This is a genomic window from Mycobacterium sp. SMC-18 (assembly GCF_045310895.1).
GTDB lineage: Bacteria > Actinomycetota > Actinomycetes > Mycobacteriales > Mycobacteriaceae > Mycobacterium.
This window is the reverse complement of sequence record NZ_JBJIAL010000017.1, coordinates 34,751-50,889: the sequence shown is the minus strand read 5'-3', so window position 1 is coordinate 50,889 and position 16,139 is coordinate 34,751. Positions and strand designations below refer to the sequence as shown.

Here is a 16,139-nt window from a genome sequence, read left to right as displayed (position 1 = left end):
CGTCAGAAGTCGTCGGGCACACCCGGGGCGGTCGGCCAGCCGAAGGCAACGGCGGCGCGGTGCACCGAACCCGGCGTGAGCTCGCGAACGAGCCCTGCGCTCGCCAGCGCCTGCAGACTCACCCCGCCGAGGTAGACGGCGCCGAGGTCACGCACCGACATGGCGATATCCGCTGATGCCGTGGTGCTTTCGCATTCGGCCCCATCAGGTCCGCCGCGAAGCTGCCACCGGCCGGTGTTCCACGGACAGAACTCGTCGGAGATCTCCAGCACCACGTCGACCGGAGCCGAGTAGCTCCGCAGACTAAGCGCGCGAGGCAGATCGACCAGTCGTACGTAGATGCCGTCCCTGACCTGGCATGCCAGCGCGCGCCGGTCGGCCACCAGGCTGAGGAGCGGCTCATCGACTGCCGCACCGTCGTATCCGACGGTCCTGATCAAATCCATATCCAGGAGATAGCGCCAAATCTGCGCGTACGCACGATGATTGGTGGCCAGCACCTCTTGAACCTGGAGCTCGCTGTCGGGCTGGCCGCCGTCGGTCCAGCGGACCTTGGGCCGGTAGATCGCGAATCCACTGGCGGTGCCGTCGGCCTCGCGATGCAGGAGGAAGCGAAGCTTGCCGAACTCCTTGCGTCTCGGCTCGTTGTCGTGGATCCAGTTGTCCCACCACGGACCCGGCCGCTCCATCAGTCCGGCCCGCTGCACCATGGCGCGCTGATGAATCTCGGGTCCGTTGGCCAGCAACGTCTCGGCGTCGACGTGCGTCACCGAGCCATCGCCGAGCTGGACGTCCGAGCGGAATCCCAGTTCACGGACCTTGCCCGAGAGCTCCGCCACCGGCACTGCCATGCCGTAGCCGAAGCGCCCGTAGATGGTGGCCTCCGATGCGTACAACATGGCCAGCGCCTCGGTGCCGCGTGCCCGAATGTCCTCGAGTTGGTGGCGCATCATCGCCGTGAGCAGGCCGCGGCGTCGATGACTGGGCGACACCGTGACGGCGGTGACGGCAGCCACGGCCGTCGTCGCCCCACCGGGCAGCACCACCTGCTTCCCGAAGGCTCCGGCAGTGGACACCCAACGGCTGCCGTCGTGAAAACCGAACATGCGGTCGTACTCGGTGAAGGCGCGCATCAGGTCGATCTCGTCCTGCTGCGGATCCTGCAGGAACACCCCGTACGACGTAGCCATGAACGCATCGAAATCATCGCTGTCACTGACCGAGCGCAGCGTCAAATCACTCATGCCCCAAGGGATATCACAGCGCCTTCACAGGAGTCATCTGAATTTCCCTGCAGCAAACAAAGACTGAACACCGCGCATCACGGCTCGAGAACCAATCGGACAGATCACCAAAACAGCTCGGACACTGAGCCTTTCACAGCGCTCCTGCCGAGGTTCACCGCTGGGCCAGTGGCGGCTGACTGTAGAGCCGCGCAAACGTATCGAGACGTTCCTGCTTGGTCCGCTGGAGGTGCGTGGCGATGGCCGCACTGGCGGCTGCCGCGTCGTGCCGCCGGATTGCATCCATGATCGCCTCGTGTTCGGTCGCCACGTCGGCCAGATCGTCCCTGTGCATGGCCTCCCTGTCACACAGGCGAAGTCTGGCCACGAGGTTGGTCAGCGTTTCCTGGAGCGTCGCATTGTGCGATGCGGCCCAAAGCACCTCGTGCCATTGCGAATTCAGCTGCCGGGCCACGGCCGCGTCCTCAGCCGCGGCCGCGCGCTGGTGCAGCTGCGCCAGCTGAGCGACCTGCAATTCGGTTCGTCGTGCCGATGCTGCCTCGGCAGCCGCTTTCTCCAGTGCAATGCGGACGTCGTAGATCTCGATGACATCGTCCGGCGAGCCCGATCGGATGCGATAGCCGCGGGCGGAGCGGCTGATCAGCCCCTCCTGTTCCAGGCGGCTCAGCGCCTCGCGTACCGGAGTTCGGGACACGCCGTATGCGGCGGTCAGCGCGCTCTCGGTCAGGGGTTCGGCTGCGGAGAACCGGCCGGCCAACAGGTCAGCGCGAAATGCACTGTGAAAAGCGGTCCGTTGCACCCGTCCTCCAAGTGTTGCGTTCCATCGAGAATACATTTGAAGCTGTTTTGTATACAGAAAATACTCATGATGACGCGAAGGCATACAGCGGTTGTGCCGGCCGTCCATACTTGTTGCCGTCGCGGTCCCGCGCGACGGCATGAAGGAGACGTATGAGCACCCCGTCCACCATTGATCGCCCGGTACTGCGCTGGCGCGTCGTCGACATCGTCGTTGCGAGTGTGCTCGCGACGGCTGCCGGACTGATCTTCGTGCTGTGGAACATCGCATCCAATCCGGTCAGCGCGCCTCTCGGCGCAGTGCTCCCCGGTCTGCAGGCACTGCTCGGTGGTGGGTGGCTGTTCGCCGGTGTGCTCATTGCTCTGGTCATCCGCAAGCCCGGTGCGGCCGTCTACGGCGAGCTCGTCGCCGCTTCCATTTCGGCGCTGGTCGGCAATCAGTGGGGTGTGCTCACCCTCGAATCCGGCCTGGTCCAGGGTCTCGGTGCGGAACTGGTCTTCGCGGTGTTCCTGTACCGGCGGTGGGGCCTGCCCACCGCAGTGCTCTCCGGAGCGGTCGCCGGGATCGCCCTGGCCATCAACGACCTGATCCTGTGGTACCCCGGTTCCGCCGCCGGCTTCGCCGCGGTCTATGTGGCCTCGGCGATCCTCTCCGGCGCCCTCGTTGCCGGACTGCTGTCATGGGTCGTGGTGAGAAACCTGGCCCGGACCGGAGTTCTCAGCCGTTTCGCGTCGGGACGTCTGGAACCGAGCCCGGCGTCGTGAACGCCCTGGGCGGCCGGGCGCGGACCTCGACGGACGCGGCGCGTTCCGTCGGCGCTGCGGTCACCGCGCGCGGCTGGGGTTGGCAGCATGCGACGCGCGCGAATTGGGCTGTGCGCGATCTCGATTTGTCGATAGCGCCCGGAGAGCGGGTGCTGCTGCTCGGGCCGTCGGGCGCCGGGAAGTCCACACTCCTGCACGGCGTCGCCGGACTGCTCGGCGGCGCCGAGGAAGGCCGTCAGGCGGGACAGCTGCACGTCGATGGTGCACCGCCGGCCGAACGCCGGTCCCGCATCGGCATGGTGCTGCAGGATCCCGATTCGCAGGTGATCCTGCCCCGGGTCGGAGACGACGTGGCCTTCGGGATGGAGAACCTCGGCGTTCCGCGCGATCAGATTTGGCCTCGGGTGCGCCAGGCGCTCGACGCGGTCGGACTGAATGCGCCGCTCTCCCATCCCACCTCGAAGCTTTCCGGCGGGCAGAAGCAGCGCCTCGCGCTGGCCGGTGTGGTGGCCATGCGCCCCGGCCTGATCCTGCTCGACGAACCGACGGCCAATCTCGACCCCGCCGGCGTCATCGAGGTCCGCGACGCGATCGTCGAGTCCGCGCGCCGGACGGGCGCGACGCTCATCGTCATCGAGCACCGCACCGACGTATGGCTGCCGGTCATCGACCGCGTGATCGTCCTGGGTGCCGACGGCACGGTGACCGCCGACGGTATGCCTGACGACACGATCCGACGCGAACACGACTACCTGGTCCGGTCCGGCGTCTGGGTGCCGGGCGTCCCTCTGCCTGAGATCGCCAGGCGCCGGGGTGGGGACGACAGCGTCCTGCTTCGCGCCACCGACCTCTTGGTGGGGCAGCACGGCGACGCCCCACTGAACACCGGGCTCGATTTCGAGATCCGGCGCGGACGGACCACCGTCGTCACCGGTCCCAACGGTGCGGGCAAGTCCACCCTGGCGCTGACGCTCGGCGGGCTGCTGCGACCGGCGGCCGGGCGGCTCACGGCCGACGCCGCGCTCGCTCCCCCGCGCTCCCGGCTCGAGCCCGTCCGGTGGCGGTCGAAGGAATTGCTCACCCGGATCGGCAGTGTCTTCCAAGACCCGGAGCATCAGTTTCTCACCGGTACCGTCCGCGACGAACTGTCGTTGGGACCACGGGCGCTGAAGCGAGCGGGCACCGAAATCGAGTCCCGCACAGACGAATTGCTTCAGCGACTGAGCTTGCAGCACGTCGCCGACGCGAATCCGTACACCCTCTCCGGTGGAGAGAAACGTCGACTGTCCGTCGCCACCGTCCTGGCCACGGGGCCCGCGGTGATCGTCCTGGACGAGCCGACGTTCGGGCAGGACCGCCGGACGTGGGAGGAACTGGTCCGGCTGCTGGCCGACGTCGCCGACGCGGGGACGGCCGTGGTGGCGGCCACGCACGACCTCGATTTCACCGCCCTGCTCGCCGACACCCGCATCGAGCTACCTGCGTGGCGAACCGCAACGGAGACAACAGAATGACTACCGCGGAGGCCGTCGGCACCCGCCCGGTCAACCCCGTCGCCCGGCTGCTCACCGCCCTCCTCATCGCGGGTGGGCTGGTGCTGTCCGTCGACTGGGTGTCGGCCCTGACGGCGCTGGTGCTCGAGCTCGTCCTGTTCTTCGTGGTCGGCGCCCGGCTGCGCCCGGTCCTGACGCGGGGTGCGGTGATCGCCGTCGCGGCGGCACTGACCGCCGTCACCATCCTCCTCTACGGCCAGCCGAGCGGCGCCGTGCACTGGCACTTCCTGCTCGTCACCATCAGCGACGGCTCGATCACCTTGGCGCTGGCCACTTTTCTGCGCGTCCTCGCGATCGCACTGCCGTCAGTGATCCTGTTCGCCGACGTCGATCCCACCGAGCTCGCCGACGGGCTCGGGCAGGTACTGAAACTACCGGCCCGGTTTGTGCTCGGCGCGCTGGCCGGCCTGCGTCTGGTCGGATTGCTGGGCCAGGACTGGCAGTACCTCGGATACGCGCGCCGGGCCCGGGGCGTCGCCGACCACGCGCGGCTGCGCCGCATCGCCGGACAGTCCTTCGCGCTGTTGGTCTTCGCGGTCCGACGCGGGACCAAACTCGCCACCGCGATGGAGGCGCGCGGGTTCGGCGCGCACCGCCACCGGACCTGGGCTCGCCCCTCGCCCTTCGCTGGACGTGAGTTCGCCCTTGTCACAGCTGGATTCACGATCACCGCGGTGGCGATCGCCACGTCGGTCGCCACCGGAGCGTGGAACTTCATTGGTACTCGATGAGATCGTGGAGCGCCTCGACGACGCAGCGACGGTGTTGGTCGACGGCCGTTCAGGATCAGGAAAGTCCACGCTGGCAACGCAACTGCACGATGCCTGGTCCGGCAGTGTGGTGGTCCGCCTCGACGACATCTACCCGGGCTGGGACGGATTGTTCTGGGCCGTAGACCACGTGCACCAATCGCTGTTGGCACCTCGCGCCGCCGGCGAGGCGGGACGCTGGCGGAGTTGGGACTGGGCCGGTGAGGTTCCGGGAGATTGGCACCGTGTCGAGTGCGGACAGCGCTTGATCGTCGAAGGCACCGGGGCCCTCACGCCCGCCGGGCGGCGGCTCGCCGATCTGGGCATCTGGGTCGACGCCGACGACGAGGTGCGCAAGCGCCGGGCACTACGCCGCGACGGCGATCTGTACCGGCCGCACTGGGACCGCTGGGCGGCCCAGGAAGAGGAATTCGTCACCCGCTATCGGCCGCGGCGGTGTGCCGACCTGATCGCACTCGCGACGCCGACCGGATTCGAATTCACCGCTTCGCAAAGGACGTCATGACCACCTCGATCTCTTTGGCCCTGGAGTACTTTCATCCGTGGCCGAACTCGGCCGGCTTCTATCTGGCCAGGCACCGGGGCTGGTACGCCGACGCAGGGATCGAACTGCAGATCCGCACGGTGGACCCCGGCATCGGTGACAGCCTCGAACACCTCGGCCGGCGCCTGGTGGATCTCGCGGTATTCCCGACCAACCGGCTGCTGGTGCGTACCGAGCGCGGCGAGCCGTTGAAGGCGATCGCCGCGGTGAACCAGCGCGGCTTGGAGACGATTCGCACTCTCGTCAGCAGTGGGATCAGCAGTTTGGCCGAGTTGGCCAACAAGCGGGTGGCACTCAATCCGACACCCCGCGGGGTGGCCGTCGTGCGCGATCTGGTCGCGCAAGCAGGCGGCGACCCCGATGCCGTCACCCTTGTCGACGTCGGCGCGCGTGAGCTCACCAGTGCCGAATTGGCCGCCGGCGTCGCCGACGCCACCTTCGGTTCCTACTGGGCTTGGGACATCCTGCTGAGCGAGCATCCGGACCGCCCGGAGCGCATCTGGCGCGTCGATGAAGAGCTGCCGTTCGGGTACCACAGCTACCTGCTCGGCGTGCACGATGACCTCATCGACCGAAATCCGTTGCTGGTCTCCGACTTCCGGGCGATCAGCGAACGAGGTTTCCGCTACGCCGCCCAGCACCCCGACGAGGCGGCCGACCTGCTGAGCGATGTCATGCCGTACTTCCCAGCAGACGTCATCGACCGCTCACTCGACGCCATCTCCAGCACCTGGTTCCACGAGAATTCCTGGGGCACAGTACGTCCCGAGCTCGTCGAGCCGTACGCACACTGGCTCGCCGGGCACGGAATTCTCACTGCGCCCGAACGGTGGCCTGCGGCGTTCGCGAATATCCCTGCTGTCACGACGGATCCGGCATGGTGAACTCCGGACCCTTCATCAGCGCTCAGGAGCTTTCCACCGCGCTGGCGAGCGACGCCACGCCGGTGATTCTCGACGCCAGCCTGGTGCTACACCGCCCACAGGTCGACGGCGACTTCCGCGCGGACAGCGGCCGCAGCGCCTGGGAAGCCGCGCACCTTCCCGGCGCCCTCCACGTGCAGGTCGACACCGATCTCTCGATCGCCGCCGCGACCCACAATCACCACCCGCCACCACAAGATCTCGCCGACCGCCTCGCCCGGTTCGGCATCGGCGCCGACACTCCGACCGTCGTGTACGACAGCACGGGTGGTTTCTGGGCGGCGAGAACCTGGTATCTGTTGCGCTGGATCGGAATTCCGGTGCGGGTGCTCGACGGCGGACTCGACGCGTGGCGGGCCGCGGGACTTCCCGTGGAATCCGGGTCCGTGCCCGCCCGGCCCGTCGCGTCGTGGTCGGCACGACCGATACGTGAGGCGTGGATCGATCTCGACGAGCTACGTGAAATCCAATGCCATGCAGGCAATCTGGTATGCGCATTGTCGCCGCCGGCATTCTCGGGCATCGAACCGACGCGCTACACCCGCCGCGGACACATACCCGGCAGCGTCAACGTGCCGGCCCGCGAACTCTTCGACGACCGTGGCCTGGTGCGTCCACCCGCGGACATCAGAGAACGCTACCGGGACGCCGGAACGGATCTGGACCGCGAGGTGCTGCTGTACTGCGGCGGCGGTATCTCGGCGACGGCCAACGCGCTGGCGCTCGCGTCCTGCGGTGTCGAATCGGTCCGCGTCTACGACGGTTCCCTGGAGGAATGGAGCGCTGATCCGACGTTGCCCCTGCAGGTCGACGACACCGCCCACTAGCACCGCTGCGCGTACCGGTTTCCGATACGAATGCGTTCCCGCGGAACTGGTTTGGGCTGGAGTGGACCGGCGAGCGAGCGCTCCCCCACCTGTACCCGCCTGGCAAAAACCACAACGACCACCGGCCAGGTCAGCCCTGCCACCGCAGTCAGCCGCTCGGCCAAGCCGAGAAAGACGCCATGGTTGGCCTCGTAATAGACCCACAACACCAGGGCACACAGCACCAGCGTCGCGGTCAGCGCCCAACGGGGACGACACACCAGCGGTGTTGTCGACCCGCTGCTCATACCCAGGATCGGCACCAGGGCCAGCGCGATGAGGCCCCCACCGGCTGCCAGCAGATGGGTACTTTCGTTGGCGCGCACCGTGACCGGAAAGGCGGCGACGACAAGCCCGCAGCAGCCGGCGGTCGCCAGCGCGATCCGCGCGGACAGCCGCACCACACGCAGTCCCATGGCGGTCGCGATCTGGCACGCCGCGCTCAACATGAATCCCGCCGTCATGATCCCCTGGCCGCTGCCCCGTCCCGCGAGCACACTCAGCGTTTCCGACAGCGAGTCGTAACTCGTCGTGAGGGCAGCCCTGGCGAGAATCGCGGCCACCACCAGCACGGCCGGCGCCGCCGCGGCGGTCACCAGCGTCCACCCGGCCGCCCGACACCCTTGATCAACCACCATGAGAACGCCTCGGCGTTCGATCGTGCCGGCGCCACAGCCCGAGCCACGACGCCAAAATAGCTGCGACCACCACGATTTCAGCCGCGGCTCCCCAGCCGTGTGGATACAGCACCCCGGCGACGTGGTGGTCGATGAAACCCGCGCGGGGCAACGGTGACATGCCGGCGCCGTCGCGGGCCCACCGCTCGATCGTGGTCAGCGGACATTCGACGACACCGGTGAGGATGATGACGGTCCAGCCGACGATGAGGGCGTGCAACCAGATCGTCGCCGGCCACCGCCACGCCAGGAACCCGCCTCCGATGAGATAGCCGAGGAAGGCGAAGTGTGCGGCAACCGCCGCTACTGCGATCGCGGAGTACGGCATCTTCGTGGCCTCTTCGACTGGCGTAGCTGCTGGGACGTGGATACCCGCCGCGGAAACCGGCAAACCGTCGGCGCACCTACCCGATCGGGTAGGTGCCGACCTACCCACGTGCACATTGGTCTGAGCGGCGGCACACCGTAGGCTGGGCGTGTTACCTGGATCACAGGATGAGGAATGGGTCTGGTGAGACTCGATGTGATGGCGCCCGCGCAGCTCGCGGCGACGACGGCAGCGACGGCCGTGCCGACGCGGCTGTTGAAGTTTCATGCCCCTGAGATCGTGTTCGGTATCGACTCGATGGCGGAGGCTGCGCACGCCGCCGTCCGCCTGGGCGGGCTGCGGCCCATGCTGGTCACCGACCCCGGGCTGATCGAGGCCGGCTGGGTGGCCGAGCTGGTGGGGCACCTGCGCGCCCAGTGCGTCGAGGCGCACGTGTGGAGCGCGCTGACCCCGAACCCCAAGGACCACGAGGTGACGGCCGGCCACGAGTTCTACCGATCGCACGGCTGCGATGTGCTCATCGCGTTGGGCGGCGGCTCGGTGATCGACGCGGCCAAAGGCATCGCGATCCTGGCGGCCAACGGCGGCCACATCCTCGACTACGCCGGAGTCGACAAGGCGACGGCGCCGATCCCGCCCCTCGTGGTGCTGCCGTCCACGTCGGGTACCGGCGCCGACGTCTCTCAGTTCTGCATCGTCACCGACACGACCCACAACACCAAGATCACCATCCTGGGCCGCGCCCTGGTCCCCGACATCACCGTCATCGACCCCCGGCTCCTCACCACCATGCCCGAATGGCTCAATGCGGCAACAGGTCTGGATGCGCTGACGCACGGCATCGAGGCGTTCGTGTCGCTCGGGCACAACCAGCTGACCGACCACCACGCGCTGCGGTCGGTCGTGATGGTCACCGAGAACCTGGTCACCACCATCGAGCGGCCACACGACATGCCGGCGCGGGTGCTGATGGCCCAAGCCGCATTGGAAGCGGGTCTCGCGTTCACCAATGCCATCCTGGGGGCCGCGCATGCCATGAGCCATCAGGTCGGCGGGCTCCTCGACTTGCCGCACGGCGTCATCAACGGCGTACTGCTCCCCCACGTGGTGCGGTTCAACGCCGAGGCCGACCCGGCTCCCTTCGCCACCATCGCCACCTGCCTCGGCATCGCCGACAGGCGTGCGCCAGAACTGGAATCCGCACTGGCACTCGCCGATCGGCTCCAAGAGCTGGCCAGACAGGTCGGCGTGCCGCGCGGGCTCGCCGAGTTGGGGGTACGCGACTCCGACGTACCGGTGTTGGCCCACAACGCCCTTCAAGACGCGTGCCTGAGCACCAACCCCCGCCCCATCGACGATGCACAGCTGCGCGCGCTGTTCCGGGCCGCACTATGACGACCTTGCCCGGCAACCCGGTGGTGCCGCGCCGCGCGACAGTCCCGGATCTGGACCAACTCACGGGCGTCCGATCCGGCAAGGGCACGTTCTATCCCGAGTTCCGGGTGGCCGCGCAACGCACCGAACGGGTGGTCGCAGCGCTCGATGCCATCTCCCGCGCTCTGGTGCAGACCGTCAACGGCCCCGAGAACCTGGTGCGGGCCGTCGCCGAGGCAGCCCGTACCCATCTCGGTGCCGAATGGGTGCTGTTGGCGCTGGCCGACGGTGCCCTGCCCGAGGCACGGCCCCGTCACCTCATCCTCGACGCCGAGGGGCACGCATACTCCTTCGAAGGCCTGTCGGGCACCAAACATCCGGTACCGCACCTTCCGGATGCGGTCCTGAACCGGCTCAACGATGTCCTTCGCGGTCAGCTTGCTCAGTTCCGGGTACCCGTCATCGAAAGTCACCATTCACACGTCCCGATCGAGCTCGACGGCGGCGTCGTCGGCGCGTTCGCGGCGTGGACACCACCGCACCGGCTGCTCGACGGCATCGACGAAGCGGTGATGCGAATCCTGGCCAGTCAGACGGCGGTGGCGCTACAGAACTGTGAACTGTTCCAGCGCTCGCAAACCCTGCTGGCGCAATCCGAGGCGCGCAATGCGCAGCTGCTGGCGACGCAACGCGAACTCGGTGCGGCACAACGTCATCAGGTGCTGGACTCCGAGCGACACCGCATCGCACGGGAGCTGCACGACAGCGTCACACAAACCGTCCTGTCGGCGGGCATGCAGATCGAGGTGTGCCGAAGCGAGGTCGAATCACGTTCCGGTCCAACGGGTCTGGCCGAACGGCTGGACACGGCGAAAGCGCTGACCCGATCTGCGATCGACCAGCTACGGTCGGCCATCTATGCGCTCAACCATTCTTCCGACGCCGACCGGTCCAGCCTCCCCGAGTTGCTCGAACAGCTCGCCACCGTGCATATGCCGAAGGATCTGCGGGTGACCCTGCGGGTCGACGGAGATGTCGCCGAACTGCCCAGTGCTGTCGAACGGAGCCTGCTTCGGATCGCCGGTGAGGCTCTGTTCAACACCGCGATGCACGGCCGCGCCTCCCGGGCCATCGTGCGATTGAGCTACCGCGCCGCCGGGGTCACCCTGTCGGTGTCCGACGACGGCATCGGTGACCCGGACAAACTCCGGCTTCGGCTCCGGCTGGCGGACGTCGCGGACCTCGACGGGCATCATCGCGGGCTGGCCAACATGCTGGCACGGTGCCGCGAATACGGTGGCACCTTCACCGTCGGCCGCTCGCGTATCGGTGGCGTGCGGGTCGTGGCCACCATTCCGCGGGACCTAGAAGAAGCTCCGGCCGAAGGAGTCGTGCCATGACCGTTGACACCAGCACCGGGACCATCCGCCTTGCACTGGTGGACGACCACGCCATCCTTCGCCAGGGGCTGCGGTCATTACTGGAGCGCGAGGACGACCTTGTGGTGGTCGGCGAGGCCTCCAGCGAACCGGAAGCCGTGGCCATGGTCGCGGCGACGCAACCCGATGTGGTGCTGGTCGATCTGAAACTCTCGGCAGGATCGGACTTCGAGGGATTGTCCTTGTGCACCAGGCTTTCCGGCGCCCATCCCGACCTCGGCCTGCTCGTGCTGACCACGTTTCTCGATGAGGACCTGGTGGTACGTGCGGTGCACGCCGGAGCGCGCGGCTACGTGGTCAAGGACGTCGACACCACCGAACTGGTGCGGGCGATCCGCGCCATCTCCGCCGGGCAGAGCGCGTTCGACTCGCGCAGCGCCGCGGCTGTGGTCCGCTCGCTCAGCGGACGCGGCGATCAGCGCGAGAAGCTGACCGACCGGGAGATCGAAGTGTTGCGGCTGCTCGCGGCGGGGCTGTCGAACCACAAAATCGGTGAGCAGCTGTACATCTCGGCGACGACCGCCAAGTTCCACGTCAGCAACATCATGCGCAAGCTCGACGTCAGCCGGCGCGCCGAGGCCGTGTACGCGGCCAGTAAACGCGGACTGATCTAGGCCGACGATCTTCGTCGGCCTAGATCAGCTGGTGTGGATGTAGGGGTTGACCCTATGTGCCGCTAGGCATTTCGGTAGTCGATGACGATGCGACCGTCGATCTGTCCCTGTTCCATCCGTGCGAACACATCATTGATCTCGTCGAGGCGCGCGCTGGTGACGGTCGGCTTGATCAGGCCGCGTGCGTAGAAGTCCAGTGCCTCGGCCATGTCTTGCCGCGTTCCGACGATCGACCCGCGGATGGTGAGGCCCTTGAGGACGATGTCGAAGATCGGGGCCGGGAAGTCGCCCGGCGGCAGGCCGTTGAACACGATGGTGCCACCGCGCCGGGCCAGTGCGATCGCCTGGCCGAACGCCTGCGGGTGCACCGCGGTGACCAGGACACCGTGGACACCGCCGGTGGCCTGCTGCACCGACTCCACCACGTCGCTGGTACGGGCATTGATGGCGACCTCGGCGCCGAGGCGGGTGGCGAGCGCGAGCTTGGCGTCGTCGACATCGATCGCCACCACGCGAAGCCCCATCGCGCGCGCGTACTGAACGGCGATGTGTCCCAGCCCGCCGATGCCGGAGATCGCCACCCACTGGCCGGGCCGCGTGTCGGTGACCTTGAGTCCCTTGTAGACGGTGACGCCGGCGCACAGGATCGGCGCGATCTCCAGCGGGTCGGCGCCGTCGGGGATCCGCGCCGCATAGTCCGCGTTGACGAGCATGTAGGTGCCGAAACTTCCGTTGACGGAATAGCCGCCGTTGCGCTGACTTTCGCACAAGGTCTCCCAGCCCGTCCGGCAGTATTCGCAGCGGCCGCACGCCGACCACAGCCAGGCGTTGCCGACCTTGTCGCCGACCGCCAGGTCAACCACGCCCTCACCGAGTGCCACGACCGTGCCGTAGCCTTCATGCCCCGGCACGAACGGCGGCTGCGGCTTCACCGGCCAATCACCATGTGCGGCATGTAAATCCGTGTGGCAGACACCGGATGTCTCGAGCTTGACCAGGGCTTCGCCATAGCCTGGCGTCGGCAGTTGCAGATCGTGCACCTGCAGCGGCATGCCGAAGTCGGTGACGACCGCGGCCCGCATGGTGTCGGCGTGTCCCGCCACAGTTTCAGTGGCCAGTGTCTGTGTCATCGGTTCACTCCATTCATGAGAATTGTTGCGGGGAAGGTGTTGAGGTTCTGATTGGCGCAAAGCTGATAGCACACAACGCTATTGACAGCGACGTGCCGCCACATGCCCCGATCGGGCCGAGTACCGGACCTGCCCGGGCGGGCCGGGTACTGCCCGATCGGGCAGGGCCGTCGGGCGCTGGCCGAACGCTCCCGGACCGGCGAAGCCGTTCGGCAAAGGCGCCACCCGGACGCCCCGCACCCGCCATGATGGGTGCCGTAACCAGACACGGCGAAGGTGGATCACGTGGCAACGAGCGAACATCCGAAGGGCACGAGCGCAGGCACCAAACGCCGCGGCGTCATGCAATCCCTGACGGCACTGTGCGTCCGCTACGTCGAACGCCTGATGCCCGACCCGTACCTGTTCGCCGTCATCCTGACCGTCCTGGTCGCCGCGACGGTGGCACTTATGGTGCACGGCGCCACCCCCAGCGGCATGCTCAAGGCCTGGTACGGCGGCGTGTGGGGTTCGCAGAACATCTTCACGTTCGCGTTCCAAATGGTGCTGATCCTCGTAACGGGTTACACGCTCGCCGAGGCGCCCGTCCTGAAGCGGGCCATCGTCCACATCGCGGGCAAGCCGAACAACCAGGTGCAGGGCGCCCTACTGTGTTTCGGCGTCAGCGCCGTGCTGTCGCTGTTGAACTGGGGACTGGGACTCGTCGCCGGCGCGCTGGTCGCCCGGCAGGTCGCAAAGCGCTTCACCGACGCACATTTCGGCTACCTGATCGCGGCCGCGTTCATGGGCTTCATCGTCTGGACACAGGGACTCTCGTCATCGATCGCGCTGGCCAACACCGACAGCAGCAGCCCGATCAACGTGATCCACAAGCTCACCGGCAGCACTGTTCCGTTGAGCCAGACCATCTTCCAGCCCTACAGCTGGCTGTCGGCGATCGCGGTGCTGGCGCTGCTCGCACTCGCGGTCTGGCGGATGGCCCCGGCGCAGAGTCTGGCACCGGACCCCGCGGTGTTCGAAGACGAGGTGCCGGCTCCGCCGGTGCCCGGCAAGAAGACCTTCGCCGAGTGGCTCGAGAACCTCTGGATCCTCAACGTCCTCGTATTCGCCGCCGGCATGGCCTATTTCGTGCTCAGTGGATTCGCCCTGAACATCTCGTCGATGATCATGCTGTTCACGATCACCAGTGCGCTGCTGCACCGCACGCCGATCCGCTTCATCAGAGCGTTCACCGGCGCCGCCAAGGTGTCCGGCCCGCTGCTCCTGCAGTACCCGCTGTACGGCGGTCTGGTCGGCCTGCTCGGTTATCAGGCGACCAAGGCCGACAAGCCGCTGCAGACGCTCCTGGCCGAGGCCGTGGTCAACGGCGCGACGGAGCACACGCTGCCGTTCCTGACCTTTGTCGGGTCGCTGATCATCAGCCTGTTCGTCCCGTCGGGCGGCGGCCACTGGGCCGTGCAGGGCCCCATCGCGGTCGACTCGGCACTGGCCATCGGCCAGCGTTCACCGGAGTACCTGGGGCTGATCTCCATGGCGGTCGCTGTCGGCGAAGGCGTCGCGAACATGATCCAGCCGTTCTGGCTGCTGCCGCTGCTGGCGATCGCGAAGCTGAATGTTCGTCAGGTGATGGGTTTTACGGTCGTCGCGTTCCTGATCGGCGTCGCGGTACTGGGTGCCACCATGCTCATCGCGCCGTACGTGCTCTGACGCCCAACACGCCGCGCGGGCGTGAGAAGAATGGGCCACGCTTTTGGTGCCGGAAACAAACCTTCGGCCGATTTGTCCCGCCATCTTCCGCCACCGCGTTGTGATAGATCACAATCGGCACGTGCCGTCCCCGTCCGAGCTGCCGCCGATCCCGGCGGACGCACCGTTGCGAAAGGTGATCGAGGACCGGATCGACGAGATCGCCACGACGCTTCTCCATGAGGCCGTCGAATCCATCGACTGGCCCACACCCATGCCGATCGAACATTTCGACGGCGAGGTGACCCCGTACATCATCGGCGGATTTCTGTACGGGCTCGACCTGATCACCGAAGGACGCAGGGTGACCCGTGCCGAGGCGGCGACCTTCGTCCTGCCGGTCGCGGAGCGGCATGCCGAGGACGGGATCCCGTTGCCGTTCCTGTTCACCGCGCTCCATGCCGGTATCCGAAAACTGTGGGAGATCGTGCTCGAATCGGCCTCCGAGGGCGACGCGGAAACGATCGCTGCGCTGGGCATGTACCTCGCCGACCTCACCGGGACCATCAGCGTGCTGATGACTGAGGTCTACCAGGACTCCGATTTCGTCCTCCGGGCCACCACGCGCCAGCAGATGAGTGCCCTGTGCGCCCACCTCATCGACGGTGAGCCCGGCAGCGACATGATCGCCAAACAAATCGGTGTCAAGCTCAGCGACCGCTATGACGTATTGGCGATCCGGGTGGACGGCGACGAACCGCGGACCACGCATGAGACGTTGGCGGCGCGCCGGCGGTTACGGCTCGCCAACCAAGTGTTCTACGGGCGCGGCGCCGGCGAAATCCTCAACACGTTCGACGGACACACGGGCGTGATCTTGCTGCCCGCACAGGTCGTGGAACAGCGGGACGACTCCGCCATGGCCGCACACCTGTGTGCACTGATCGACGCGCTCGGTGAACGACTCGAGGTCGCGATCTACGCCGCGTACCATCCCGGCGCGACGCTGGCGGCCATTCCCGCGGCGGCCGCGGAAGCCGCCGAAATCACCTGCCTGGCAAGGCAACTGAACAGAGAGCCCGGTATCTACCAACTGGCCGATGTCCTTTTCGAGTACCAGTCGACGCGCCCCGGGCCCGCCCGGGACCTGCTGGCGCGCCACATCGCGCCGCTGCGCGACCACCCGGGGTTACTGCAAGCGCTCCAATCGCATCTGCGGCACGGCGCCGACCGGAAGGCCGCCGCGGCAGAGCTTTTCATTCATCCGAACACCCTGACCTACCGCCTACGGCGTATTCAGGAGATCACCGGCTATGACCCCACCGACCCCCACCAGTCCCGATTGCTGGCGTCGGCCATGACCGTGTACACCATCGACCATGCAGGTACACCGGTCGCCGACACAGGCCCGGGCAATCCCGGCTAGCT

General features: G+C 67.2%; 16 protein-coding genes. 11 read left to right on the top strand and 5 right to left on the bottom strand.

Annotated features, from left to right (window positions below; translation table 11 throughout):
• Positions 1-2: 2 nt before the first annotated feature.
• Together ACJH6J_RS16780 and ACJH6J_RS16775 are read right to left on the bottom strand one after the other, a co-directional pair.
• On the bottom strand, positions 3-1,244 hold the full coding sequence (locus ACJH6J_RS16780; protein WP_406804228.1) for a GNAT family N-acetyltransferase: 1,242 nt from the start codon (positions 1,242-1,244) through the stop codon (positions 3-5).
• Positions 1,245-1,398: 154 nt separating this feature from the next.
• A complete protein-coding gene (locus ACJH6J_RS16775) occupies positions 1,399-2,043 on the bottom strand; it encodes a GntR family transcriptional regulator (RefSeq protein ID WP_406804227.1) in 645 nt (214 codons plus the stop codon).
• Between the two features lie 152 nt (positions 2,044-2,195).
• Between ACJH6J_RS16775 and ACJH6J_RS16770 the strand changes: the two genes are divergently transcribed.
• From ACJH6J_RS16770 to ACJH6J_RS16745, 6 genes are read left to right on the top strand one after another with little or no spacing between them, the layout of a single operon-like run.
• Positions 2,196-2,807, top strand: coding sequence for an ECF transporter S component (locus tag ACJH6J_RS16770; protein WP_212806735.1), 612 nt, complete (start codon positions 2,196-2,198; stop codon positions 2,805-2,807).
• Positions 2,804-4,321, top strand: a complete 1,518-nt coding sequence (locus ACJH6J_RS16765) for an ABC transporter ATP-binding protein (protein WP_406804226.1) — start codon at positions 2,804-2,806, stop codon at positions 4,319-4,321. Before ACJH6J_RS16770 ends, ACJH6J_RS16765 begins: the two co-directional genes overlap by 4 nt.
• Complete coding sequence (locus ACJH6J_RS16760; protein ID WP_406775077.1) at positions 4,318-5,091, top strand: energy-coupling factor transporter transmembrane component T family protein; 774 nt, start codon at positions 4,318-4,320, stop codon at positions 5,089-5,091. Before ACJH6J_RS16765 ends, ACJH6J_RS16760 begins: the two co-directional genes overlap by 4 nt.
• A gap of 4 nt (positions 5,092-5,095) precedes the next feature.
• Positions 5,096-5,635, top strand: a complete 540-nt coding sequence (locus tag ACJH6J_RS16755) for a hypothetical protein (RefSeq protein WP_406804225.1) — start codon at positions 5,096-5,098, stop codon at positions 5,633-5,635.
• A complete protein-coding gene (locus ACJH6J_RS16750; protein ID WP_318986826.1) occupies positions 5,632-6,558 on the top strand; it encodes an ABC transporter substrate-binding protein in 927 nt (308 codons plus the stop codon). Before ACJH6J_RS16755 ends, ACJH6J_RS16750 begins: the two co-directional genes overlap by 4 nt.
• Positions 6,552-7,424, top strand: a complete 873-nt coding sequence (locus ACJH6J_RS16745) for a sulfurtransferase (RefSeq protein ID WP_212806739.1) — start codon at positions 6,552-6,554, stop codon at positions 7,422-7,424. Before ACJH6J_RS16750 ends, ACJH6J_RS16745 begins: the two co-directional genes overlap by 7 nt.
• Here the strand turns inward: ACJH6J_RS16745 and ACJH6J_RS16740 are convergent.
• A complete protein-coding gene (locus tag ACJH6J_RS16740; protein WP_212813587.1) occupies positions 7,421-8,059 on the bottom strand; it encodes a DUF998 domain-containing protein in 639 nt (212 codons plus the stop codon). The two genes, ACJH6J_RS16745 and ACJH6J_RS16740, sit on opposite strands and share 4 nt — an antisense overlap.
• Positions 8,060-8,090: 31 nt before the next feature.
• The gene (locus ACJH6J_RS16735) at positions 8,091-8,531 is read right to left on the bottom strand and encodes a DUF2784 domain-containing protein (RefSeq protein ID WP_371824476.1); all 441 of its coding nucleotides are present in this window, start codon (positions 8,529-8,531) and stop codon (positions 8,091-8,093) included.
• A gap of 135 nt (positions 8,532-8,666) precedes the next feature.
• Between ACJH6J_RS16735 and ACJH6J_RS16730 the strand changes: the two genes are divergently transcribed.
• Genes ACJH6J_RS16730 through ACJH6J_RS16720 form a run of 3 tightly spaced genes read left to right on the top strand, consistent with a single transcriptional unit; the run spans position 8,667 to position 11,895 of the window.
• Positions 8,667-9,863, top strand: a complete 1,197-nt coding sequence (locus ACJH6J_RS16730) for an iron-containing alcohol dehydrogenase (protein WP_212814678.1) — start codon at positions 8,667-8,669, stop codon at positions 9,861-9,863.
• The gene (locus tag ACJH6J_RS16725) at positions 9,860-11,242 is read left to right on the top strand and encodes a MadS family sensor histidine kinase (protein WP_244872798.1); all 1,383 of its coding nucleotides are present in this window, start codon (positions 9,860-9,862) and stop codon (positions 11,240-11,242) included. The genes ACJH6J_RS16730 and ACJH6J_RS16725 overlap by 4 nt, the downstream gene beginning before the upstream one ends.
• A complete protein-coding gene (locus tag ACJH6J_RS16720; protein WP_212806741.1) occupies positions 11,239-11,895 on the top strand; it encodes a MadR family response regulator transcription factor in 657 nt (218 codons plus the stop codon). The genes ACJH6J_RS16725 and ACJH6J_RS16720 overlap by 4 nt, the downstream gene beginning before the upstream one ends.
• A gap of 62 nt (positions 11,896-11,957) precedes the next feature.
• Here the strand turns inward: ACJH6J_RS16720 and adhP are convergent, their stop codons facing one another.
• Positions 11,958-13,025 carry an alcohol dehydrogenase AdhP gene (gene adhP / locus ACJH6J_RS16715; RefSeq protein WP_212806742.1) on the bottom strand — a complete coding sequence of 356 codons (1,068 nt, stop codon included), beginning with the start codon at positions 13,023-13,025 and terminating at the stop codon, positions 11,958-11,960.
• A 342-nt stretch (positions 13,026-13,367) separates the two neighbouring features.
• Between adhP and ACJH6J_RS16710 the strand changes: the two genes are divergently transcribed.
• Both ACJH6J_RS16710 and ACJH6J_RS16705 read left to right on the top strand, forming a co-directional pair.
• On the top strand, positions 13,368-14,732 hold the full coding sequence (locus ACJH6J_RS16710) for a TIGR00366 family protein (protein ID WP_212814676.1): 1,365 nt from the start codon (positions 13,368-13,370) through the stop codon (positions 14,730-14,732).
• Between the two features lie 121 nt (positions 14,733-14,853).
• Positions 14,854-16,137, top strand: coding sequence for a CdaR family transcriptional regulator (locus tag ACJH6J_RS16705; protein ID WP_212806743.1), 1,284 nt, complete (start codon positions 14,854-14,856; stop codon positions 16,135-16,137).
• Positions 16,138-16,139 lie beyond the last annotated feature (2 nt).